Annotated in this window: 22 protein-coding genes; 3 read left to right on the top strand and 19 right to left on the bottom strand. The window is 46.7% G+C overall.

Features of this window, described 5'->3' with window-relative positions; genetic code table 11:
- Positions 1 to 60: 60 nt before the first annotated feature.
- From ttcA to ccoN, 11 genes are all read right to left on the bottom strand, one after another.
- A complete protein-coding gene (gene ttcA / locus AC6R1O_RS15395; protein WP_500633381.1) occupies positions 61 to 993 on the bottom strand; it encodes a tRNA 2-thiocytidine(32) synthetase TtcA in 933 nt (310 codons plus the stop codon).
- Positions 994 to 1,173: 180 nt separating this feature from the next.
- A complete protein-coding gene (uspE, locus tag AC6R1O_RS15390) occupies positions 1,174 to 2,121 on the bottom strand; it encodes a universal stress protein UspE (RefSeq protein WP_500633382.1) in 948 nt (315 codons plus the stop codon).
- A gap of 130 nt (positions 2,122 to 2,251) precedes the next feature.
- Positions 2,252 to 3,001 carry a fumarate/nitrate reduction transcriptional regulator Fnr gene (fnr, locus tag AC6R1O_RS15385; protein ID WP_334555354.1) on the bottom strand — a complete coding sequence of 250 codons (750 nt, stop codon included), beginning with the start codon at positions 2,999 to 3,001 and terminating at the stop codon, positions 2,252 to 2,254.
- Between the two features lie 88 nt (positions 3,002 to 3,089).
- A complete protein-coding gene (locus tag AC6R1O_RS15380) occupies positions 3,090 to 3,764 on the bottom strand; it encodes a sulfite exporter TauE/SafE family protein (protein ID WP_500633383.1) in 675 nt (224 codons plus the stop codon).
- Positions 3,761 to 3,928: a cbb3-type cytochrome oxidase assembly protein CcoS gene (ccoS, locus tag AC6R1O_RS15375; RefSeq protein WP_334555356.1), complete on the bottom strand. Its 168-nt coding sequence runs from the start codon at positions 3,926 to 3,928 to the stop codon at positions 3,761 to 3,763. The genes AC6R1O_RS15380 and ccoS overlap by 4 nt, the downstream gene beginning before the upstream one ends.
- Positions 3,929 to 6,301: a heavy metal translocating P-type ATPase gene (locus AC6R1O_RS15370; RefSeq protein WP_500633384.1), complete on the bottom strand. Its 2,373-nt coding sequence runs from the start codon at positions 6,299 to 6,301 to the stop codon at positions 3,929 to 3,931. It lies immediately after the preceding gene.
- 17 nt (positions 6,302 to 6,318) lie between these two features.
- On the bottom strand, positions 6,319 to 6,798 hold the full coding sequence (locus AC6R1O_RS15365; RefSeq protein WP_500633385.1) for a FixH family protein: 480 nt from the start codon (positions 6,796 to 6,798) through the stop codon (positions 6,319 to 6,321).
- Between the two features lie 104 nt (positions 6,799 to 6,902).
- Positions 6,903 to 7,880 (bottom strand): cytochrome-c oxidase, cbb3-type subunit III, encoded by a 978-nt coding sequence (gene ccoP / locus AC6R1O_RS15360; RefSeq protein WP_334555359.1) that lies wholly within the window; start codon positions 7,878 to 7,880, stop codon positions 6,903 to 6,905.
- Positions 7,877 to 8,053 carry a cbb3-type cytochrome oxidase subunit 3 gene (locus AC6R1O_RS15355; RefSeq protein ID WP_334555360.1) on the bottom strand — a complete coding sequence of 59 codons (177 nt, stop codon included), beginning with the start codon at positions 8,051 to 8,053 and terminating at the stop codon, positions 7,877 to 7,879. Before AC6R1O_RS15355 ends, ccoP begins: the two co-directional genes overlap by 4 nt.
- A 15-nt stretch (positions 8,054 to 8,068) precedes the next feature.
- Entirely contained in the window at positions 8,069 to 8,689 is a 621-nt protein-coding gene (ccoO, locus tag AC6R1O_RS15350) for a cytochrome-c oxidase, cbb3-type subunit II (protein WP_334555361.1), read from the bottom strand.
- Between the two features lie 12 nt (positions 8,690 to 8,701).
- Complete coding sequence (gene ccoN / locus AC6R1O_RS15345; protein ID WP_334555362.1) at positions 8,702 to 10,129, bottom strand: cytochrome-c oxidase, cbb3-type subunit I; 1,428 nt, start codon at positions 10,127 to 10,129, stop codon at positions 8,702 to 8,704.
- Positions 10,130 to 10,387: 258 nt separating this feature from the next.
- Here ccoN and AC6R1O_RS15340 point away from each other — a divergent pair, with 258 nt between their 5' ends.
- Positions 10,388 to 10,750 carry a hypothetical protein gene (locus AC6R1O_RS15340; protein ID WP_500633386.1) on the top strand — a complete coding sequence of 121 codons (363 nt, stop codon included), beginning with the start codon at positions 10,388 to 10,390 and terminating at the stop codon, positions 10,748 to 10,750.
- 694 nt (positions 10,751 to 11,444) lie between these two features.
- Here the strand turns inward: AC6R1O_RS15340 and AC6R1O_RS15335 are convergent.
- The 3 genes from AC6R1O_RS15335 to matP all read right to left on the bottom strand — a co-directional run bounded on the left by AC6R1O_RS15335 (position 11,445) and on the right by matP (position 12,629).
- Positions 11,445 to 11,759, bottom strand: a complete 315-nt coding sequence (locus AC6R1O_RS15335; RefSeq protein WP_500631058.1) for a hypothetical protein — start codon at positions 11,757 to 11,759, stop codon at positions 11,445 to 11,447.
- A 102-nt stretch (positions 11,760 to 11,861) separates the two neighbouring features.
- Positions 11,862 to 12,173, bottom strand: a complete 312-nt coding sequence (locus AC6R1O_RS15330; RefSeq protein WP_487901990.1) for a DUF3634 family protein — start codon at positions 12,171 to 12,173, stop codon at positions 11,862 to 11,864.
- Between the two features lie 9 nt (positions 12,174 to 12,182).
- Complete coding sequence (gene matP / locus AC6R1O_RS15325; RefSeq protein WP_500631057.1) at positions 12,183 to 12,629, bottom strand: macrodomain Ter protein MatP; 447 nt, start codon at positions 12,627 to 12,629, stop codon at positions 12,183 to 12,185.
- Between the two features lie 228 nt (positions 12,630 to 12,857).
- Here matP and AC6R1O_RS15320 point away from each other — a divergent pair, with 228 nt between their 5' ends.
- Both AC6R1O_RS15320 and fabA read left to right on the top strand, forming a co-directional pair.
- Complete coding sequence (locus AC6R1O_RS15320; protein ID WP_500633387.1) at positions 12,858 to 14,504, top strand: S16 family serine protease; 1,647 nt, start codon at positions 12,858 to 12,860, stop codon at positions 14,502 to 14,504.
- A 92-nt stretch (positions 14,505 to 14,596) separates the two neighbouring features.
- Positions 14,597 to 15,115 (top strand): bifunctional 3-hydroxydecanoyl-ACP dehydratase/trans-2-decenoyl-ACP isomerase, encoded by a 519-nt coding sequence (gene fabA, locus AC6R1O_RS15315; protein ID WP_500633388.1) that lies wholly within the window; start codon positions 14,597 to 14,599, stop codon positions 15,113 to 15,115.
- Between the two features lie 132 nt (positions 15,116 to 15,247).
- Here the strand turns inward: fabA and rmf are convergent, their stop codons facing one another.
- From rmf to rlmKL, 5 genes are all read right to left on the bottom strand, one after another.
- Complete coding sequence (gene rmf / locus AC6R1O_RS15310) at positions 15,248 to 15,421, bottom strand: ribosome modulation factor (protein WP_334555374.1); 174 nt, start codon at positions 15,419 to 15,421, stop codon at positions 15,248 to 15,250.
- A gap of 165 nt (positions 15,422 to 15,586) precedes the next feature.
- On the bottom strand, positions 15,587 to 17,167 hold the full coding sequence (locus AC6R1O_RS15305) for a DUF3466 family protein (RefSeq protein WP_500633389.1): 1,581 nt from the start codon (positions 17,165 to 17,167) through the stop codon (positions 15,587 to 15,589).
- Between the two features lie 8 nt (positions 17,168 to 17,175).
- On the bottom strand, positions 17,176 to 19,092 hold the full coding sequence (locus tag AC6R1O_RS15300; RefSeq protein WP_500657328.1) for an ABC transporter ATP-binding protein: 1,917 nt from the start codon (positions 19,090 to 19,092) through the stop codon (positions 17,176 to 17,178).
- The gene (locus AC6R1O_RS15295) at positions 19,070 to 19,312 is read right to left on the bottom strand and encodes a glutaredoxin family protein (RefSeq protein ID WP_487901995.1); all 243 of its coding nucleotides are present in this window, start codon (positions 19,310 to 19,312) and stop codon (positions 19,070 to 19,072) included. Before AC6R1O_RS15295 ends, AC6R1O_RS15300 begins: the two co-directional genes overlap by 23 nt.
- Positions 19,313 to 19,344: 32 nt before the next feature.
- The gene (rlmKL, locus tag AC6R1O_RS15290) at positions 19,345 to 21,480 is read right to left on the bottom strand and encodes a bifunctional 23S rRNA (guanine(2069)-N(7))-methyltransferase RlmK/23S rRNA (guanine(2445)-N(2))-methyltransferase RlmL (protein WP_500657327.1); all 2,136 of its coding nucleotides are present in this window, start codon (positions 21,478 to 21,480) and stop codon (positions 19,345 to 19,347) included.
- Positions 21,481 to 21,544 lie beyond the last annotated feature (64 nt).

The following is a 21,544-nucleotide window of genomic DNA, read 5'->3' as shown; positions in this document are numbered from 1 at the left end:
TACCTAAACGTAATAAGGGCCGCATCTGCGGCCCTTATTCTTTATGACGACTAAACCTGACTACAAGTTGGTCACATTGAGCTGAAGGCTAGGATCGAACTCTTGTACACGATCGTCTTCATCAAGCTCTGGAGTCGGGATCTGTTCTTTATCAAAACCAATATCACCACCATTGATGACACCAGAGTCTTTATCAACGGATTTAAAATCGAACAGTTCAAAGTCAGCCAAGTGGCTAGGTACCACATTTTGCATAGCGCGGAACATGCTTTCGATTCGACCAGGGAAGCGTTTGTCCCACTCATTAAGCATCTGTTTAATGTTCTGGCGCTGCAAGTTTGGTTGTGAACCACACAAGTTACACGGAATAATTGGATAGCCGCGCAAATCTGCATACTTGATGATGTCTTTTTCACGGCAGTACGCCAGGGGACGAATCACCACGTGCTCACCGTTATCCGACACCAATTTAGGTGGCATGCCTTTCATTTTTCCGCCGTGGAACATATTCAAAAAGAGTGTTTCGAGAATGTCATCACGGTGGTGGCCAAGGGCAATCTTGGTTGCGCCCAACTCTTTTGCAGTGCGATACAAGATACCACGACGCAAACGTGAACAGAGTGAACAGGTCGTCTTGCCTTCAGGGATCTTATCTTGAACGATAGAGTACGTATCCTCTTCGACAATTTTGTATTCGACACCAAGTGACTCTAAATACTCTGGCAGGATGTGTGCAGGGAAGCCAGGCTGTTTTTGATCAAGGTTGACCGCAATCAATTGGAAATTGATTGGCGCACTCTTTTGTAAACTCATCAAAATATCAAGCATAGTAAAGCTGTCTTTGCCGCCGGATAAGCAAACCATAATGCGATCACCGTCTTCAATCATATTGAAGTCTTGGATGGCTTGGCCGGTGTTGCGGCGGATACGCTTTTGCAGCTTATTAAAGTTGTATTGTTGAGCTTTAGTTAGCTCTTGAGTTTGCTCAGTCATCAGCTTGCAGTCTTAATCAATCATGAATCCAAATGAAGTGCGTATGATACGGATAAATCACTGAGATGCCAGCGTTAGCGCAGAAAATAATTTACCGGCTTGAGGTCCAAACCGCGGTCTTTTGAGAGGAAAGAAAATAGCCTCACCAAAGGGTGAGGCTATTGAAGGAGAACAAGTCCATTAGATTGCTGTTTTAGGATCGAGTGGGCTGATATAACCAGCGGGTTTCAGTGCGAGTACATCGCAATTGATCTTATCAATCACATGTTCAGCGGTATTCCCGATAAACACCGCTGAGAGTCCGGTGCGTCCAGTGGTACCGATAATCACCATAGCGGCATTCTCTTTGATAGCGGCGTCTGGGATAACGTCCTCTGGCAAACCTTGCTCTACAATGGTTTGCTCTTCATCAAAACCATGTTTTTGTCTCAGTGCTTTCATCGCTGTTAAGTGGTGGCCGCGAACAGCATCGGTATAGGTGGTCGGGTCAAACTCTGGTAACTCAATAGTAATGTTGGCCGGTGTGACTGGATAAGCGTTAACAAGCAGCGGACGTGCGCCTAATCGCTCAGACAAACTCTTTAGCTGCTCAACCATTTCATCGTTTAACCCAATGTGTGTGTCATTTTCTGAACCCACGTGCACGGAGGCGAGAATACTTGCGTCCTCTGACCACGTTTCGTTTTTAACCAGCAACACAGGAGAAGGGCATTTACGCAGCAAATGCCAATCGGTTGGGGTGAAAATCACCGATTCTAAGACGTCATGCTTGCGTGTACCTTTAATAACGATGTCGTGTTCACCAGAAAAGACTTCGGCTATAATCGCTTCATATGGACGGTTGTGCCACACCACTTTGACTTCAAACTCCACGTTGTCATTCAAATAGGGCTGTGCGACTTTTTGCATCCATTGCTCGCGTTGACCGATCACACCTCGGCGCATTGCATCTCTTTCATCAGAAGAGAGCATTGAGGTCATGTCATAAGAGAAGTCATAGATAGAGAGAAAGAACGTCACTCGACTCGGTGAACGGCTCTGCGCGGCAAGCTGCATCGCTCTGGAAAGGGCGGGTTGTTCTTCTTTATTGATATCGGCAACCACTAAAATCTTATTGTAAATGCTCATAATTACTCCTTGGAGTAGAGTTGGGCTATAAGATTAATGTAGCTTACTTTTGAGGAGAGTATTAGGAAAACAATGCGGAAAGTAGAAGAAGTATGATGTAGCTCAGAATAGAGCTACATCATTGAACTGATTACGATTCTTTTGAAACGCCCGCCAGATCCATCAGCGCATCGTGGTCGATGATGGTGATGTATTTCCCTTTCACGCTGAGAATTTCAGACTTTTGGAAACGGCCTAGCAAACGCGAGATTGTCTCTACCGTCAATCCGAGATAGTTACCAATATCACCACGAGTCATGGTTAAACGGAACTCACGAGGGCTAAAGCCGCGCTGCGAAAAACGAGTTGAAAGGTTGTATAGGAAAGCAGCGAGACGCTCTTCTGCGTTCTTCTTTGAGAGCAGGAGAATCATGTCTTGGTCGCCTTTGATTTCATTACTCATCAGGCGCATGATTTGCTGACGCAACTTAGGCATTTTACCTGAAAGGTCGTCCAAGATTTCGTAAGGGATCTCACACACCATCGACGTCTCAAGCGCTTGAGCGAAACTTGGGTGACAATCACCAGTAATCGCATCAAAGCCTACAAGGTCACCGGCGAGGTGAAAGGCTGTAATTTGTTCATCGCCTTGCTCGGTAATGGTGTAGCTCTTAATGGTTCCTGAACGAATTGCGTAAAGAGATTTAAGCTCATCACCCGCTTTAAATAGCTCTTGGCCTTTCTGGATAGGCTTCTTTCGTTCGATAATTTGGTCAAGCTGGTCAAGTTCGGACTCGTTCAAAGTGAACGGAATACAAAGCTGACTGATACTACAGTCCTGACAGTGAATCGCACAACCACCGGACTGAATTCGCTTTGTTGCAGGCTTTTCAGAAATCATAACAACCTTTCACTATTTGATATACATCAATATTTTAGCACCCATTAGCGGCAAAAGGTAGCGGAAAAAAATGTATAAAAACAGGTATCTATAAACTAATTAATAAAATCGATATTGCATCATATCCGGTAAAAATGCCGTAGATTAACAGCATAAACGCAACAATTTGACGAAATACTGAAGAATTTTGAATCCGCTTACGCGCCTCAGCCCCCATGCCAACCGCCAGCATTGCGGGTAGGGTTCCCAGCCCAAACATCAACATGACTAAGGCGCCGTTTAGCGCGCTGCCAGACACGGCAGACCACGTCAATGTGGAGTAGACAAGTCCGCAGGGTAGCCATCCCCAGACCATGCCAAACGGAAGGGCGTGCAAGGGGGATTGTAAAGGCAGTAGGGATTTGCCCGCTGGAGCGATAAAACGCCAAATCTGCTGACCCAGCTTTTCAATATGCAGCAGTCCGTGCCACCATTTTCCGATGTAACACGCCAGCAAAATCATGAAAAGTGCCGCCAGCAAACGAAGCCATATCAAGACACTATTTATTTGGCTCAGTTTGCTCAACGACGCCACTGCGCCGCCGACGATGGCTCCAAGCAGTGCGTAACTGATTAATCGACCAAGATTGTAATAAACGGGCGTCCAGCGAGAGGGCGAGGTTTGCCCGATGGTGAGCATTGAGGCGATACCACCACACATCCCCATACAATGTCCGGCCCCGACAAGACCGATAACAAACGCGCCGAACCAATCAATCATCATGGCTCACGTTTCTTTTGCTCAGACTCATCTTCGTCAAACAGAATGTTGTGACCTTGACGCTCGAGATCTTCAAACTGCTCGCTTTTCACTGCCCACAGAAACACCGCTACGGCAACACAAACCAGTACGATGGCAATAGGGATTAAGATATACAAGCTTTCCATTTACTTACCCTGTTCTTTGAGCAAACGCAGAGAGTTCGATACTACAATAATTGAGCTTGCAGACATACCAACCACAGCAAAATAAGGCGCGACCAAGCCGGCAACAGCGAGTGGCAAAATCAATACGTTATAGCCCAGTGACCACGCGAGGTTTTCACGGATGATTTTTCGAGTTTGCAGCGCGAGTTTTCGTGCATCAAGGATTCGTTCCAAGTGATCACCAAGCAACACCATGTCCGCTGAGGCTTTGGCAACATCGGCACCACCACCCATGGCGACAGACAGATGGGCGCCGGCGAGAGTAGGGGCATCGTTAATGCCATCCCCGATCATCATGGTGACGTCATTCGCATCAACGTGGTTTAAGAATTCGAGCTTGTCTTGAGGCTTGGCTCCTGCGACTACATCCTCAATCCCAATTTGCTCGGCGACCAATGTCGCGTTGGTGTGGGAATCACCCGTTAGCAGCGTCACTTTGATGCCCGCTTGCTGAAACTGCTCAATAAACGGCTTGGCGTCCTTACGAATCGGGTCGTGATATTCAAAGGTGGCCACTAGCTCGTTATTCAGTGATAAGTAAATGCAGTTAGGTGAGGGACTCGCCCCTTCACCAATCACAAACGAGGCACTGCCTATTTTCGCAATCGCACCATCAATCGAACCGGTTACACCAGAACCAATTACGTTCTCGATGTCTTGAATCTCCAGGCTCTGAACCGCATAAGGCTTAAACGCACGGGCCAGAGGATGATTGGCGTGGGACTCCAATGCTGCGGCCATAGAGAGCGCTTCTTCACGAGTGATATCTCCATGGAGCGTCACGTGACAAATTTCAATGTCACCATGCGTTAAGGTCCCGGTTTTATCGATGATCAAATGGTTCACTTTACACAGCGTTTCGAACACGTGGCTTTTGCGCAGAAGTATGCCAAAATTGCCCATGCGAGATGTCGCGCAGGTCAACGCCGTTGGTGTCGCGAGAGAGAGGGCGCAAGGACAGGTCGCGACCAATACTGACAACATGATCCAGAATGCATCGTCTGGGTTTGCTTGGTGCCAAAAGAACCAGGTAACCGCAGCAATCACCAAAATAATCGCGACAAAATAGCGCGCAACGACGTCGGCTATCTCGGCGATTTTTGGTTTCGCAAGCTGCGCTTCATCTTGCAGGCGTACAATTTTCGAGATCATCGAGTCCGCTTTGCTGGATGTCACCTCAAGTTCAAACGCTTCCTCGCCGTTGAGGGTACCGGCGTACACATAATCCTCGACATTTTTCACGACAGGAACGGATTCGCCCGTTAACATCGACTCATCGATGTGGACTCGGCCTTTGATGATCTTGCCATCGGCAGGAATGTGCTCACCGGGTAACACGCGGATTTGATCACCAAGTTTTAGGCTTCTGACGGCAATTTGGTCACCTTGAACCGTGGTGGCCATTGCAGGTATTAATTTAAGCAGGTTTCCACTTGCAGCGGCGGCTTTGCGTCTTGCGCGCATTTCAAGAAAGCGGCCAACCAAAAGGAAAAACGCAAACATCGAAATGGATTCAAAGAAAACTTCACCTTGCTCTGTAATGGTCGCCACCAAACTGGCAAAGTAGGCAAAAATCATCGCCAAAGAGACGGGGACATCCATGCCGAGAGTTTTACTGCGTAAGCTACGCCATGCATTTAGGTAAAAGGGCAGCGCCGAGTAGAGCATAACCGGTGTGGCAAAAATAAGGCTTACCCAGCGAAAGTAGTGTTTAAACTCTGGTTCTAGATCGCCAAACACTTCAAGGTAGAGCGCCACTGCCAACATCATGACTTGCATGGTCGCAAGGCCAGCTATACCTAACCGATAGAGGTACTGCTTCATTTGCTGATGGTAAGCCGCTTCTTGCTGGTCAGCTTCAAATGGCGCAGCTTTGTAACCCAATTGGTGAATCGACGAGAGAAGATCGCTGAGTCGAGTTTTGCTTTTATCCCACGCGAGTATCGCACGATTGGTCGTGGTGTTGACACGAATAGACAAAACGCCAGATTGGGTCGAAACTTGTTTCTCAATCAGCCAAGCACAAGCCGCACAAGAGACACCATCGAGTGACAATGTCACCTCTGCATGTTCTTCATTGGTTCTGACAAACTCCGATTGAACCTCTTCGTTGTCATAGTGAATGAGTGCCTTGAGCTGCTCGGGAACCAGTTCGACTTTTTCTGCAGGCGCTGTTCGATATTGATAGTAGGACACGAGCCCGCTATCAATAATCGTTTGGGCGACGGTTTCACACCCTGGGCAACACATATCGCGAGATTCGCCGAGGATCTCCACCTTATAATCCGTGTTGTCTGGTACTTCTTCACCACAGTGGTAACACGTTTTACACATAGCTACGCTTACATCAATTAGTTGGAAAGAGGGATGGCCATCTCAGAAGGGAATGTCACGCGGCCTTGAATTAACCATTGTGCATCATGAGGGGTCAGTTCGATAAACCAGGGGCCTTGCAGCGCCTCGTCGAGCTCAAAGCGATATTGACCTTTGGCGTCAGACGTCAGTAATCGGCTAAAATCGCGATCAGGCAGTGTGCGATGGGCAAACATCGCGGTGATTGCGGGGAAGTGTTCGAGAGTGCCTTTATCAAGCGTGATGACGATAGCGTTTTCGTCAGAGACGACTTGAGCGCTGAGTCCTAACTCTTTTGCAACGTTAATCTTTGAAATATCAACGTTGATCCCTTTTCCTTTTTTATAGTAATCCTCAGTAACCAGGTCGACCGAGTTCTGAGTGAAAATAACGACCGTTATAATAGTCCACACCACCACGATCGATGGAAGGATGATTAGAAACCACGGCCAAAACTGCTTATACCAAGGCTTTTCCATAAAAAAGTTCTCAATTTATAAAATGAAATCAGGGCTTTAACTGTAAAGGAAAGACAGCCCCATTACCATCTGTTGACAGCATGGGGCTGGAATTGAAATGTAACTTATTGTTCTGAGTTGCTTAGGCTCCATACATAGGCAGCGACAAGTTGCACTTTGTCTTCACCTAGTATGTCTTTCCAAGCTGGCATTACGCCTGAGCGGCCGTTCATGACCGTCTCTGTCACTTCAGCACGCGAGCCACCGAACAACCAATCTTGGTCAGTCAGATCCGGTGCACCCACAGCTGGATTACCTTTACCGTCCGTACCATGACAAGCCGCACAAACCGCAAAACGTACTTTACCCGCTTCTGCTTCGCGCGCGTTCACGCTACGACCTGACAAGCTCAGCGTATAGCTCACGACTTCTTTCACGCCTTCTTCGCCAAGCGCATCTTTCCACGCAGGCATTTGACCGATTCGGCCTTGCATGATGGTGGTCACGATAGCTTCTGGCTCGCCACCGTATAGCCATGCGTCGTCAGTCAAATTAGGGAATCCTTTTTGACCACGAGCGTCAGAGCCGTGACACTGCGAACAGTTTTGTAAGAACAGGCGCTGACCCACTTTTACTGCTTCATCATCCGCTGCAATCGCAGGGATAGGGCGCAGATCAGAGGAGCCATCAACATACGCAAGTCGCTTGAATGCTTCACCAAAGTAGGCATCTGCATCATCAAGCTCTTTGGCGTATTGTACTAGCTGCTTGTTCTCTTGAGAGGCGGCAATCGACGCTTTTGACTCTTCAACCGAACGAACGGTTTGATCTGAGCTCTGCCAGCCCAAGACACCTTTAAAGCTGCCAAGACCTGGATAAAGCGTTAAATAGATCGCTGCAAATACGAACGTACCAATGAAAAGGTAGGTCCACCATTTAGGTAGAGGATTGTTAAGCTCACGAATACCATCGTATTCATGGCCCATATCAGCGCCTTCCTCTACGCCCATTTTGTCTTTAAGACACCAGATAAGTAGTGCAGCACAGCCGACCAGTGTTCCGACCGTGATGATAATTATCCAAAGACTCCAAAACGTCGTCATTGCTTAGTCACTCCCTGTTCTTTTTTGGGCTGTTCAATCTCGTCAGCAAAGACAAGGTTGGCATCTTCTTCGAAGCGAGCTTTACGGTTTTTGCCGTAAGCCCACCACACAACGCCAATAAAGCTCACGAACAGAACGATGGTCCAAATACTGTGAATAGTACCGATATCCATTACGTCACCCCTTATTTACTTCATTGCGTGACCAAGAGACTGAAGATAAGCAATGATGGCATCCATCTCTGTTTTACCTTCTACATCTTTAGACGCGTTTGCGATTTGTTCATCTGTGTAAGGCACGCCGAATAGGTCGCGGAAAATACGCAGTTTCTTCTCAGTGTCCTTACCATCCAGTTCATTGTCAGCCAGCCATGGGAAACCAGGCATGTTTGACTCAGGAACCAACTCGCGTGGGTCAATCAAGTGAACGCGGTGCCACTCGTCAGAGTAACGGCCACCAACGCGCGCAAGATCTGGACCTGTACGCTTAGAGCCCCATAAGAACGGATGCTCCCAAACGCTTTCGCCCGCGACGGAGTAGTGACCGTAGCGCTCTGTTTCCGAACGGAAAGGACGAATCATTTGGCTGTGACACACGTTACAACCTTCGCGAATGTAAATATCACGACCTTCGAGTTCCAGCGCAGAATAGGGACGCAAGTTTTCAACCGGCTCCGTTGTCTGTTTTTGGAAAATCAGTGGCGTGATTTCTACCAGCGCACCCAAACTGATGGCAAACACAATCAGGATCGCAAGCAAACCGACATTACGTTCTACTAGTTCGTGGCGATTGTTAGAATTTGAACTCATTCTTTAATCTCCTTATGCCGGTTGCGGGATAGCTTTCAGGCTATCTTTTGGCGCGGTAACGGTTTTGTACGTGTTGTATGCCATGAGGAACATACCTGCTAGGAAGATGAAGCCACCTAGGAAACGAACAAAATAGAACGGGTAAGACGCTTGCACAGACTCTACAAAACTGTACGTTAATGTGCCGTCTGAGTTCACTGCGCGCCACATTAGGCCCTGCATAACGCCCGAAATCCACATCGCGACGATGTAAAGAACAGTACCGATAGTGGCAAGCCAGAAGTGGGCGTTGATCATGCCAACAGAGTACATACGTTGCTGACCGAACAGACGCGGAACCAAGTGGTAAACCGAACCAATCGACACCATAGCAACCCAACCTAACGCCCCTGAGTGCACGTGACCGATTGTCCAGTCAGTGTAGTGGGAAAGGGCATTGACGGTCTTAATCGACATCATCGGGCCTTCAAAGGTTGACATGCCATAAAACGACAGAGATACGATGAGGAAACGCAAAATTGGGTCATAACGAAGTTTGTGCCATGCGCCAGATAGCGTCATGATGCCGTTGATCATGCCACCCCAAGAAGGTGCGAACAGTACGAGAGACATCACCATACCGAGCGACTGAGTCCAGTCAGGCAGAGCCGTGTAGTGAAGGTGGTGTGGGCCTGCCCAGATGTATAGCGAGACCAATGCCCAGAAGTGAACAATCGATAAACGGTATGAATAAACGGGACGTTCAGCTTGCTTCGGAACAAAGTAGTACATCATGCCAAGGAAGCCAGCGGTCAGTAGGAAACCTACCGCGTTGTGTCCGTACCACCATTGTACCATTGCATCAACGGCACCGGAGTAGACAGAGTAAGACTTACCCATAGAAACCGGAATCGCCATGCTGTTGACAATATGCAATACAGCGACAGTGATGATGAACGCACCAAAGAACCAGTTTGCCACGTAGATGTGTGATGTTTTACGCGTAATCAGTGTGCCGAAGAACACTACTGCGTAAGCCACCCAGACAACAGCGATCGCAATATCGATCGGCCATTCTAGTTCCGCGTACTCTTTACCCGAGGTAAAACCGAGTGGGAGAGTGATCGCGGCTGCGAGGATAATTGCCTGCCAACCCCAGAAGGTGAAGGCGACGAGAGGGCCACCAAATAGACGTGTTTGACAAGTTCTCTGTACAACGTAATAAGACGTTGCGAATAGGGCACTTGTACCAAACGCAAAAATAACCGCATTAGTATGCAGAGGACGTAAGCGACTGTACGTCAACCACGGCGTATCAAAGTTTAGCTGTGGCCAAACTAATTGAGCGGCAATCAAAACACCAACAGCCATGCCGACGATACCCCAGAGAATAGTCACTAAGGTAAACTGACGGACGACCGTATAGTTGTAGTTTTGTTCTAGCTGCTTTTCTTGGCTCATTTGCATGCTTCCAATTTCTAATTAACTACACTTTACTTCCAACACGACACATGTCGTAATGCCACCCAAAACCTCAAGAAAATGTCGCCAATCTCAGTTGGTTAAATAATCTTGCCAGTTTTTAAAAAAAGTGGCACTTTCAGCCGCCAACTATACTTCATTTAACAATTCAATGACAGCATAGTAACCTTACACTTGGTCAGGTTTTGGCCTTTTATTTTAAAAGTTTGAAGTTTGTTACACGGAGAACCCAACAGAATGGCTGCCCAAAAACTAACAAGAGGTCGTTTTGCTCAAATAATCATCATGTTAACCCTGCTTCTGACGGCGTTTTTCTGGCGTACTATCACGCACAAAGATGCGATAGAAGTGGTGTGCGAACTCAAACCCGCGTGCACATTTGTTGTCGAAAACGACCGCTTCACCGCAAAATTTGAGGCAAACGAGATTATCATCACCAAGCCCAATACAAACTGGCTGCTAAAATCGTTAGAATCACCGCAAACAATTACGGAAAGTGATACTGACTGGAGACTCGAGGCTACCGTCAATGAAGCGTTAAGTCTAAGCTTGCAAGACCTCAACAAGACCAAAGAAGCGACAATCAAGTTTCGAATGTAACTGAGCCCAAATTTGGGAAAATTAACGTCCTACAATCCATTTTGATAGCCAATGGCTCGAACAGTGAGATGTTAAATTTGACGCGAACGAGAGAGAAAACGTGCGAGTTCTTCGTCGAAATCACAAATTATGGTATCGCTCAGCACTAATAATCAGCTTTGGAAATCTTTGATTAACAAACTGATTATTAGGTATTTTATGGTAAATGAAATTATGTTTAATGGAATAGCTTATGGGATGGGTAGATTGGATAGGGAGTGGTCTTTCCTGTGTTTTTCTAAAGTACATTTAACATAATATACATAATGCGTACTGTTATGTAGGCACAATCAAGTTGTGTCAGATTCTAGTCTAGCTATTTATAGTTATCCTTATTTGCTTAATTAAATTTTTGAGCTTTGAGGACCTCAACCGATGCTAATTCCCATGAGTGGCCAAGAAATTAATCGCTTCTAAATACGATACCGCCTTCATCAAATCCAAGGCAGACATCCTAAAACGTTTATCGAGTCAGCTAAGTCAATATAGCGTCTTTTCTTTGGCACATTTCCCCCGGGGCGATCCTAGTAACCGACATTATCCCGCTGCTTTTCTTGGTTCAACTGCGAAGATTTGAGTTTAGATTTTTCGTGCCAGTTTGCTTATCAGGTTAATTGGTGGTTTGTATTTACCTCAAACAAATTAGTTATAGTGCCTAATATCTACTAACATGGATATGAATGATGGCGTGTGGGATTGAGGATTTGTAACGCTTTCCTTTGGGGATCACTTTCTTTGACTGGTCACATACCTGATGATCACCAGATGAGTTAACTCGGATAACTTTCAGATACTTATCGTCAAATTTGGTGTGTACGTATACGTCACAAAAGCCTTGAACACCAGATTTGTTTAACTGCTTTAGCACTTGTTTCTTGATCTTTTTTGCTACAGTGTAACGCTCTGCATCATCAGCAAAAGCTGAGAATGCGTGAAAGAAACAAAAGAGAAAGATTAGTAAAGATTTCATGTGGTCACCTCCTCTACCACCTTACTTATTGCAAGGTGGCGTGGTGAGACTAGATGACCGTTTTACGACGAGGCACTTTAATTATCATGCGAAAGCCATACGTTAATGGGCTTTCTTTCCGGATTTCGATTTAAACCCTTGGTGTGGAAATACATTTCTAATGCGTTGCTGGACCTTTTTAGGAACTTGCTTAGAGAACACAAGTTTAGTCCCGGTACGTTGTTGATACACTTTCAACTCCCCATCAAAAGGCGTTCTTTCCGCAATCTCTAAGACATTGTGGCGAAAGCTTGGTGGGAAATGGCCTTTCTCGCTTTCTAATTTACCGTTTACGAACTTCGCTTTTAAAATCGGTCTATCGACGGCGACTAACCAAAAGATAACGACCGCCGCAATGACAATCACATACAACATACAAACCCCTTAATCTAACAGCTTACTTAAATCTTCTTTCAAGCTACTCACCGTCTTACTCGCTTTTTCGCTGCGTGATGCTTCGGTGAGTAAGTATTCGATAGCATCTGACAAGGTACACCCCAACTCATTCGCGCGATAAGACAGTTTCTCCCACACACGATAATCAAGATCGATGGACTTCTTCTTGGTGTGGATTTGTTCTGCATTGAAGTGACGCTTTCTTTTGGCTCGGATTGCTTGCTTTAACTTGATGTCCAACTCGGGCGACATGTGTTTGTCTATCCATTCAAGAACCTTTACTGGCTCGTGCTGGATTTGCTGAAGAGACTTAACAGCGGTCTCGGCTTCACTTCGATCAACATAGCGTGTAATCGACTCACCGGCCTTCCATTTGTTGATGAGATAAGTCCACTTCCATCCGCATTCCAAGTTTTCCAATTGTTGGTATTTCATGTCAGCCGTTCCCTAGTCGTTCTTCCCCTAACCGTTTGAGTGACAGCGTAACTCACAACGCGCTGAGTTGAAAGTGATTTGTGAGCAAATTAAGAGCAAGAGCAATGACACAATACGTTATTGCCCGTTATGCCCCCCGATATGTAACTTATACATGATCCCCCTATATAAGCCGGGCAGTTTTCTATATAATTCCACTCCATTTTTTAATAAAACAATTGGATTTCAATGAAGCAAGAAAGCTGGCGCACTGTGACCCCACACTATGATCATTTTGACGCGGTGTTGGCTCAATTCTCGACTCTACCGCAAGTGAGTTTTCTCGATATTCAAACGCGCCTTAAGCAGACATTGAACACGTTTTGCAAACTGGAACACTATCGTTGCCTAGTGCTTAATGCACCGGATAATGCACACTACCGAAGCCTGCTGAAGCAATCCCTTCACAAGGTTGATGAGTCCAAACATGTTCTATGCTCTGAGTCCATTGACGCATCCTCACTTTTAGGTCACTACAGTTGCAATGAATCTGGTGACGTTGTCACCAAAATAACGGGGCAACTCCAACAAGCGACTGACGACGGAATCGTCATTATCTCTGCCAACTTGCTACTTGCTCACCCTGTTCATTGGCCAGCAATCAAGTCAGCGATAATGGGAGAGTCCTACCCGCTGATCAATAGCAACCCCGCGCGCCCCGCGAATCAAGCCCCTACGGCAATAACCCAAGCAAAACTCATCGTATTGGGCGATCAACACCAACTCGCTGAGCTCGAATACCTAGAACCTGAGCTTTTTAGCCGCCTGGCGATGTACAGCGAGGTGGAGCTAGATGTTGCTCTCAACCAAGCGACCATTGAACGTTACTTGGGCTATCTCTCCTGGTTATCGACACAGTACCAACTTCCAAGCTTGGAGGTAGATGCGGTTAAGCGCGTCATGGTTGCCGGTGCAAGGCACACGGAAGACCAAAGCTTTATGCCACTTGATGTGAGTTGGTATCAATCGATTATTAAAGAGGCACTGCTATTTTCTAAGAGCGATGTCATCACTGCCAACGACATAGAAAGTGCGATTGATGCTAAGTACCAGCGTGAGTCATATCTTTGTGAGCGCGCCCTGTCGGACATCACCGAAGGACAAGTCGTGATTGAAACGCAAGGTGAGTGTGTTGGCCAAGTGAATGGACTCACTGTGATTGATGTCCCAGGACACCCGCTCTCATACGGTGAGCCGGCTCGTATCTCTTGCGTGATTCATTTTGGTGATGGCGACATCTCTGATGTAGAGCGAAAGGCCGAGCTAGGCGGCAATTTACACGCGAAAGGCATGATGATCATGCAAGCGTTCGTCAGCAGCGCACTCAATCTCGATGAACCACTGCCATATTCCGCGTCTGTCGTGTTTGAGCAGTCGTATAGCGAAGTGGATGGTGACAGTGCGACTCTCGCTGAGCTCTGCTCTTTTGTCAGTGCCCTTTCCGAGTACCCTATTAATCAGCAAATTGCCGTAACGGGTGCGGTCGATCAGTTTGGTCGTGTTCAGGCGGTCGGTGGATTAAACGAGAAAATCGAAGGTTTTTATCACGTCTGTAAGCACCAGGGATTCACCGGGCATCAAGGCGTCATTTTACCTAAGACGAACTTAAAACACTTAGCGCTTCACAAAGACGTCATAGAAAGTATCAAGAATAACGAGTTCCATATTTGGTCGGTGTCTACAGTTGATGAGGCCATCCCGTTGATCATGGGTAAGCCCTTCCGAGGAGAAGACGAATCGAGCGTTATCAGCAAAATCGCTGAGCGTATAGAGAGCTTTGAGCGCCATGACCAACCCCTAAGCTTAATGGACAAGATCAAGAGTTGGCTTAGCTAAAGCTTTCTTTTCGTCACATTTTTACTGATCGGAGTTGTTTAGCGTACACGTGTTCACTAACATGCTGCTATCAAAATTTGGAGTAATTGATAATGCAAAACAAACAAGATTCTTATAACCGCGAAGATTTACTGGCATCAAGTCAAGGTGAGCTGTTCGGACCAGGCTACCCTCAGCTTCCTGCACCGAACATGCTAATGATGGATCGCGTCACTAAGATGTCTGAAACAGAAGGTGATTTTGGTAAAGGTTTGATTCTGGCAGAGCTTGATATTACTCCTGACCTTTGGTTCTTTGATTGCCACTTCCCTGGTGACCCAGTGATGCCAGGCTGTCTTGGTCTTGATGCGATGTGGCAATTGGTTGGTTTCTTCCTCGGTTGGGTTGGCGGTAAAGGCAAAGGCCGTGCACTTGGCGTGGGTGAAGTGAAATTCACCGGTCAAATTCTCCCAACAGCGAAGAAAGTGACGTACGAAATTCACATGAAGCGCGTTGTTAACCGTAAGCTTGTTATGGGTCTAGCGGATGGTCGCGTACTTGTCGACGGTAAAGAGATTTACGTAGCGAAAGATCTTAAAGTTGGTCTTTTCCAAGATACGTCTGCTTTCTAACATTCTAAATCTTTTCTCTAGCGACTCACTCGAGTCGCTTTTTTGTGCTCAATCTGGCTAGTTATAGTGCACTAGATATCTACGATAAAGCCCCTTTCGGGGCTTAGTTCCTTGCAGTATGTGGGTTAAGAGTTATTTGTAGAGACCTGACTGCTTGTCGTCCCTGGCATCACGCCAACCACCGAGCCAATACGACCGAGCATCCATCTGCTGATACGGGCAGGCTTCCATTGAGCGGCCATTCAGCCCCGCTTTGTACCCTTGAGATTGAGCTCGCTCTAAGCGGTCACGCTTTTGTCTCTTCATAGTGTCGTCCTCATACATACGGTGTTTCTTAACGTACTACTATTAACTTTTCATGGAGCTTTTGTGACTCCACAGTTAAGAATCGTCGATCAACGGCACTTTCACAAGATATAAAAAAAGCACAGCGTCAAAATTGTGAGGCTGTGCTCTAGTTTAAAATTTAACCTACTTTCTACGGAACCCTAGGAATGAAAGTAGCATCAAAGCAAAGAAACCTAGTGAACCGCCCTGTCTGTCAACGGTGTCAGTAGTCGCGGCGGGACGTGACTCAATCGTTTGACTAGACGAGTTTGGTATAAGTTTAACTGCGACGACTTCACTACCGCTGTCGCAAGATGATTCAATTGAATACGTAGAGAATCCACCAGCACAATAATAAGCAGTGCCCGAAATGACACCTGCATCATTGATATCGGTCGCATCAATAATACGATACTCATTATTTGTATCTGGTGAACTAGCAGAATAGGTGAGGTCATCTAGATAATGACTCGTTTTAATAGGTGTACTATTGCTGCTATCCAGCGTAGTAATGAATGCTCTCTGAGCTCGCGGTTTACCGTTGTACTCGCGGTGCGTTTCAAAATCAACCGCGCCAACCACTAAATCATCATTGTTGATACCACCAGCTTTACCGTTGGCACCGTAGAAAAGCACGTCATCGTTAAACAAAGTTGCAGTGGGAGAAGTGACATCACTGACGTAAAACAGGCCATTTGAATATGAACCATTTACGACAATGTCACGCAGTTTATAGGTTCCTATCGCCTTACCATTTTCATTGACAGCGGATACAACGGAGTTGAGGTAGTTACTAATGCTCCTGTCGCCAGAGTCGAAACCGGATACGAAGGTACTTGACCAACTATTTGCTCCCGTTCTGGTAAATACAGCAGCTCTTAAGTATTCATCACTGTCGCTATTATACCCGACTGCGTACATCGTACCATCTACAGACGCAATATCTCTAGCTGCACCTTGAGGTTGAATACGATCGTTGGACGCGGCTCCAATCCACCCGATTTGCGTTGCTGTACCATCTTCCCAAATGGTTGCTTTGGATGTGTAGTCAGAAGAATTATTAGTGGCTGATATTGACACACTTCCCGCAACATATTTAATACCATCAGATTCAACATACTTCCATGCACGAGAAGTTTCTCCAGATTCTAACGTTGAATTACCAACGAAAGCGGTGTTTCTTCGAGTGGACGTTTGGTAGTTACCTACCGCTTCGCTACTTGATGAAATACTATTAACAACGACATTGCCAAAACTACTTTGAACAGGTTCTGTTACCGTCTCCACAAACGAAGCAGTACCATCAAAATTGTTACTCTCTTCGTTCAAGTAGCCATAAGTATACTGGTTGGTAGCCCAGTTCTCGCACAAAGTATCCGCATACCCAAGATAGTTATAGCAGTAATTTCTGAAATTCGACCAAACATCATCACCTGAGTCAATATAATCGAAACCAAAACGCGTCAAGAATGGGGCCTCATGACGGTATTCAAAGCCTTCATTATAGTTCTTGCCTTCAAATGCAATCTTATGATCTGTTGCATGAGTAGAACTACAATCTGTGTTCCAGCAATTTACTGAAGACGGCTGAATCGCGACACCATAATGTTTGTCGTATCCAGAGTTGTCATATCTCTCTACAACTTTATATAACGCCGCATTAGCACTAAATGCCGCCGATACCGTGGCGGCAATCATGGATATTTTGAAGATCTTACTACTCATCGTATTGTTTAACTTTCCTGTTGCATTGCCTCGAGCTCTTCCCAACGCTCGAAAGCAACGTCTAACTCTTGCTCTGTATGAGCGAGCTTATCTAAAATCGTTTGTGTTTGCTCAGTCGGTTTGGCGAAGAAATCTGGGTCATTCACCTGCCCTTGTAGCGCTTCAATTTGCGCCTCGAGCTCTTCCAACTTAGCGGGTAAGGCTTCTAATTCTCGCTGCAGTTTATAAGATAACTTCTTCGGTTTTGCCTTAGTGACTGCAGATTTGGGAGTTTCCTCAACTTGTTTAACTGCTTTTGCTGAATTTTCCACCACGCGGGCTTGATGCGCTTGTACTCTTTGTTGCTGAGCATCGTGGTAGCCACCAACAAACTCTTCAATCACACCATTACCTTCAAAGATCCAACTGGTCGTCACTGTGTTATCAACAAACTGACGATCGTGGCTCACCAAAAGCAACGTACCCTGATAGTTGGCAAGCAAATCTTCTAAAAGTTCCAGAGTTTCGATATCCAAATCGTTGGTGGGTTCATCCAGCACCAATAAATTGTTCGGTCTGAGGAAGATACGCGCCAGAAGTAGTCGGTTTTTTTCACCGCCAGAGAGCGCTTTTACCGGTGTACGCGCGCGTTTTGGCGCAAACAAGAAATCTTGCAGGTAGCTCAGTGCGTGCCTTGGCTTTCCGCCGACCATCACTTCTTGTTTACCGTCTGCAAGGTTGTCGATCACCGTCTTTTCCGGGTCTAGTATTTCTCGATACTGGTCAAAGTAAGCGACTTCCAGTTTAGTTCCGCAGTGGAGTCTACCGCTATCAGGCTGTAAAGAGCCAAGTAACAGCTTGAGAAGCGTACTCTTCCCACATCCATTCGGCCCAACCAATGCAATCCGATCGCCACGCATGATATTGAAAGAGAAATTGCGCACAATTGGGTTACCCTCAATGGAGTAATTGATGTTCTGCGCTTCGAAAACAATTTTTCCTGAACGCGCAGCGTCATCAATCTGGATATTCGCTTTACCCTGCACTTCTCGCCTGTCGAGACGCTCCTCGCGTAACTTTTTCAGCGCACGAACACGTCCTTCGTTACGCGTACGACGGGCTTTGATGCCCTGACGAATCCAAACCTCTTCTTGCGCCAGTTTCTTATCAAACTCTGCGTTTTGCACCTCCTCAACGCGCAACATCTCTTCTTTTTCTACGAGATAGTTGTCGTAATCTCCAGGAAACGAGGCAAGCTGACCGCGATCGAGATCGACGATGCGTGTCGCCATAGATTTGATAAAAGCGCGGTCGTGGGAGATAAAGATGATAGAACCACGAAAATCTTTCAGGAAGGTTTCTAACCACTCAATCGTGGTCACATCGAGATGGTTAGTCGGCTCATCAAGCAGCAATACATCGGGATCACGCACTAGAGCGCGTGCCAATGCGGCTTTACGCTGCCATCCACCTGACAAGTCGGTCAATTTAGTGTGGCCATCAAGTTTAAGCGCGGCTAGGACGTTTTTAATCCTGTCTTCGAAACGCCACGCACCAGTGTGTTCAAGTTGCTCCTGAATACGGGCTAATTTGTTGATGTTTTGCTCAGATGGATCAACCGCTAATAGATCGAGTTGATCTTGGTAGATCTTAATTTGCTCACCAATTTCAGCCAGTCCACCCGCGACATAATCAAACACGGTGCCTTCTTGATTTCGTGGCGGATCTTGCTCAAGACGGGATACCACCACATCTTGCGTGACGGTCAGTTTACCGTCGTCAAGCAGCACTTCGCCCGCGAGCACTTTCATGAGCGTCGATTTACCAGCGCCATTTCGCCCAACCAAACAGACACGCTCATTGTCTTGTAATGCGAAGTCTGCGTGGTCAAGTAAAGGGTGATCACCGTATGCGAGTAATCCGTTATTGATGGTAAGTAATGCCATTATTCTCTAACCATTGAATCAGTTGTTGTTTGTCAAAGGGCCAATTAAGCTCACTCTCGTTTGCGCGAAGCACAGGAATAGTGACACCGTAACGAGAGAAGAGCTTATCGTCGAACGCGATATCGACGTGCTCAACGAGACGGTCAATGCCGACGCTTTGACAGAGCGAAAACGCCATCTCACAGAGATGGCATCCTTCAGTGCTGTATAAAGTAATCATCGATGCTCTCTATCCTTGTTCATACACCGAGTTTACTGGCGATGCGTGATCAACCAGCAGTTATGAATCTGTTTATTGCGAGCGAAGTCCATCGGCAACGTTTGGTGTGAGATATTCTTTGCCTCCAAACCAAGCTCGGACAGCGCATCATTGTCCATCTTAAAGTGACGCTTGTTGTTGGAGAACACAATCATACCGTCATTGCGCAATAGGCGTTTCAGCTGGCTCATCAGTTGAATGTGATCTCTTTGCACATCGAACGACTGCTCCATGCGCTTTGAGTTCGAGAACGTCGGGGGATCAATGAAGATGAGATCAAACTGAGCCGTCGATTTCTCAAGCCATTGCAAACAATCGGCTTGCTCGAAACGGTGTTGACGCCCCACTTGACCATTCAACGCCATGTTCTCTTTCGCCCAATCTAAATAGGTTTTGGACATGTCGACGGTGGTGGTCGACTTTGCACCACCACACGCAGCGTGGACGGTCGCAGAACCTGTGTACGCAAACAGGTTCAGGAAGTCCTTACCCTTTGCCATCTCTCCCAGTCTGCGACGTGTGATTTTATGATCTAAAAACAGGCCGGTATCGAGATAATCATGTAGGTTCACGAACAGCTTCACGCCGTACTCGGAGACCTCCATTTTTCGCGACTCTTGCGACAACTTCTGATATTGAGCGCGCCCTTTCTGCTTCTCACGGACTTTGAGCACGACTTTATTCGCATCGGTCCCCGTCACTTCAATCGTCGCTCGAATAATGTCGGTTAGACGTCGCTTTGCCGTTTCCTCTGGAATGCTTTTAGGTGCGGCATACTCTTGAATCACCAGGTGATCACAGTACACGTCAATCGCCACGTTGTAATCGGGCAGATCTGCATCGTAGACGCGATAGCAGTCAAGCTCTTCTTTACGCGCCCACTTACCAATTTTCGCAAGATTCTTTTTGAGTCGATTTGAGAAGTCAGGTGCAATACTGCTTTGACGAGTCTCACTCGACTCTGCATCTTTACGTGACTCTGCTGAGCGAGCTGAAATCGAGTAGTTCTTTTGGTGACAGGGTAACGCACCATTATTTAACTTAAACTGTTTCTCTGCACGCATGCGTAAACAGCTAAGCAACTCGTCAGAGCTTGAGAATATTGACGCGTGACAGCCACCAAATTCCGCCTTCAACTGGGCGCCGAACGCCGTATAAAGCGCAATTAAGCCAGGATGCGTACCTAGACGTTCACCGTAAGGTGGGTTACAGATCACGACTCCAGAATCGAAATCCGCTGGGCGTGTCACTTTTGTTGCGTCACTCACCTCAAAGTGGATCAGTCCATCGACACCCGCGCGACGGGCATTATCTTTGGCAATCTGAATCACGCGGCTATCGTTATCAAATCCGTAAAACTTAGAGTCAACTTTCTTGACACCACGACGAGCTTGAACCGCCGCTTCAGATTTAATTTCCGCCCACACCTCAGGTTCGAAATCTTCTAAGGATTCAAAGCCCCACTTTGCGCGTTTGACGCCTGGCGCCATGTTGGCTGCCATCATCGCAGCTTCTATTAGCAAGGTGCCAGAGCCACACATAGGATCAAGTAAGTTACTGCCTGCTTGCCAACCACTGCGTCCGATAATGGCTGCAGCGAGTGTCTCACGCAATGGCGCTCGGCCAGATTCGCTACGGTAACCCCGTTGGTGTAAGCCGCCACCGACCATATCAATACCTAACAAGGCTTTATCTTTGTGTAAGCGGACATGGATACGAAGATCACTATGATCTTTACTGATCGACGGTCTGGGTAAGTTTTTCTTTTCAAAGCAATCGACAACCGCATCTTTGACCTTCATCGCTCCATACTGACTGTTACGAATCTCGCGGTTTGTGCCGTTAAAATCCACGACAAACTTCTTTGAGCTGTGGAAATGGTTGACCCAGTTGACCGCAGAGGCAGCAAGGTAAAGATCCATATCATCATTACAGGTGAACTCTGAAAGCACGCGAACAAAACGTGAGGCCAAACGGCTCCATAGACACACACGATACACTTGCTCATTCGTGGCTTTAAAGCGAACCCCTGCCTGAACAGGTTTCGCGTCCTCTATTCCCAAGTTCGTCAGCTCTTCAACTAACAGGTTCTCCATACCATTGGATGTAACCGCAAGATATTGATGCATAGTGATGTTTATTTCTTTAAAAAATGACCCGGCATTATAACCGACATTCGTTCATTGCGTTACT

It is taken from the genome of Vibrio sp. R11-SG3-ISO3-SZ (genome assembly GCF_059834345.1).
This window is presented reverse-complemented; position numbering and strand designations above follow the sequence as displayed.

What these genes read in the sequence shown, in the direction of transcription:
- ttcA (WP_500633381.1), bottom strand. Translation starts at nt 993, where the DNA reads ATGACTGAGCAAACTCAAGAGCTAACTAAAGCTCAACAATACAACTTT.
- uspE (WP_500633382.1), bottom strand. Translation starts at nt 2,121, where the DNA reads ATGAGCATTTACAATAAGATTTTAGTGGTTGCCGATATCAATAAAGAA.
- fnr (WP_334555354.1), bottom strand. Translation starts at nt 3,001, where the DNA reads ATGATTTCTGAAAAGCCTGCAACAAAGCGAATTCAGTCCGGTGGTTGT.
- AC6R1O_RS15380 (WP_500633383.1), bottom strand. Translation starts at nt 3,764, where the DNA reads ATGATGATTGATTGGTTCGGCGCGTTTGTTATCGGTCTTGTCGGGGCC.
- ccoS (WP_334555356.1), bottom strand. Translation starts at nt 3,928, where the DNA reads ATGGAAAGCTTGTATATCTTAATCCCTATTGCCATCGTACTGGTTTGT.
- AC6R1O_RS15370 (WP_500633384.1), bottom strand. Translation starts at nt 6,301, where the DNA reads ATGTGTAAAACGTGTTACCACTGTGGTGAAGAAGTACCAGACAACACG.
- AC6R1O_RS15365 (WP_500633385.1), bottom strand. Translation starts at nt 6,798, where the DNA reads ATGGAAAAGCCTTGGTATAAGCAGTTTTGGCCGTGGTTTCTAATCATC.
- ccoP (WP_334555359.1), bottom strand. Translation starts at nt 7,880, where the DNA reads ATGACGACGTTTTGGAGTCTTTGGATAATTATCATCACGGTCGGAACA.
- AC6R1O_RS15355 (WP_334555360.1), bottom strand. Translation starts at nt 8,053, where the DNA reads ATGGATATCGGTACTATTCACAGTATTTGGACCATCGTTCTGTTCGTG.
- ccoO (WP_334555361.1), bottom strand. Translation starts at nt 8,689, where the DNA reads ATGAGTTCAAATTCTAACAATCGCCACGAACTAGTAGAACGTAATGTC.
- ccoN (WP_334555362.1), bottom strand. Translation starts at nt 10,129, where the DNA reads ATGAGCCAAGAAAAGCAGCTAGAACAAAACTACAACTATACGGTCGTC.
- AC6R1O_RS15340 (WP_500633386.1), top strand. Translation starts at nt 10,388, where the DNA reads ATGGCTGCCCAAAAACTAACAAGAGGTCGTTTTGCTCAAATAATCATC.
- AC6R1O_RS15335 (WP_500631058.1), bottom strand. Translation starts at nt 11,759, where the DNA reads ATGAAATCTTTACTAATCTTTCTCTTTTGTTTCTTTCACGCATTCTCA.
- AC6R1O_RS15330 (WP_487901990.1), bottom strand. Translation starts at nt 12,173, where the DNA reads ATGTTGTATGTGATTGTCATTGCGGCGGTCGTTATCTTTTGGTTAGTC.
- matP (WP_500631057.1), bottom strand. Translation starts at nt 12,629, where the DNA reads ATGAAATACCAACAATTGGAAAACTTGGAATGCGGATGGAAGTGGACT.
- AC6R1O_RS15320 (WP_500633387.1), top strand. Translation starts at nt 12,858, where the DNA reads ATGAAGCAAGAAAGCTGGCGCACTGTGACCCCACACTATGATCATTTT.
- fabA (WP_500633388.1), top strand. Translation starts at nt 14,597, where the DNA reads ATGCAAAACAAACAAGATTCTTATAACCGCGAAGATTTACTGGCATCA.
- rmf (WP_334555374.1), bottom strand. Translation starts at nt 15,421, where the DNA reads ATGAAGAGACAAAAGCGTGACCGCTTAGAGCGAGCTCAATCTCAAGGG.
- AC6R1O_RS15305 (WP_500633389.1), bottom strand. Translation starts at nt 17,167, where the DNA reads ATGAGTAGTAAGATCTTCAAAATATCCATGATTGCCGCCACGGTATCG.
- AC6R1O_RS15300 (WP_500657328.1), bottom strand. Translation starts at nt 19,092, where the DNA reads ATGGCATTACTTACCATCAATAACGGATTACTCGCATACGGTGATCAC.
- AC6R1O_RS15295 (WP_487901995.1), bottom strand. Translation starts at nt 19,312, where the DNA reads ATGATTACTTTATACAGCACTGAAGGATGCCATCTCTGTGAGATGGCG.
- rlmKL (WP_500657327.1), bottom strand. Translation starts at nt 21,480, where the DNA reads ATGCATCAATATCTTGCGGTTACATCCAATGGTATGGAGAACCTGTTA.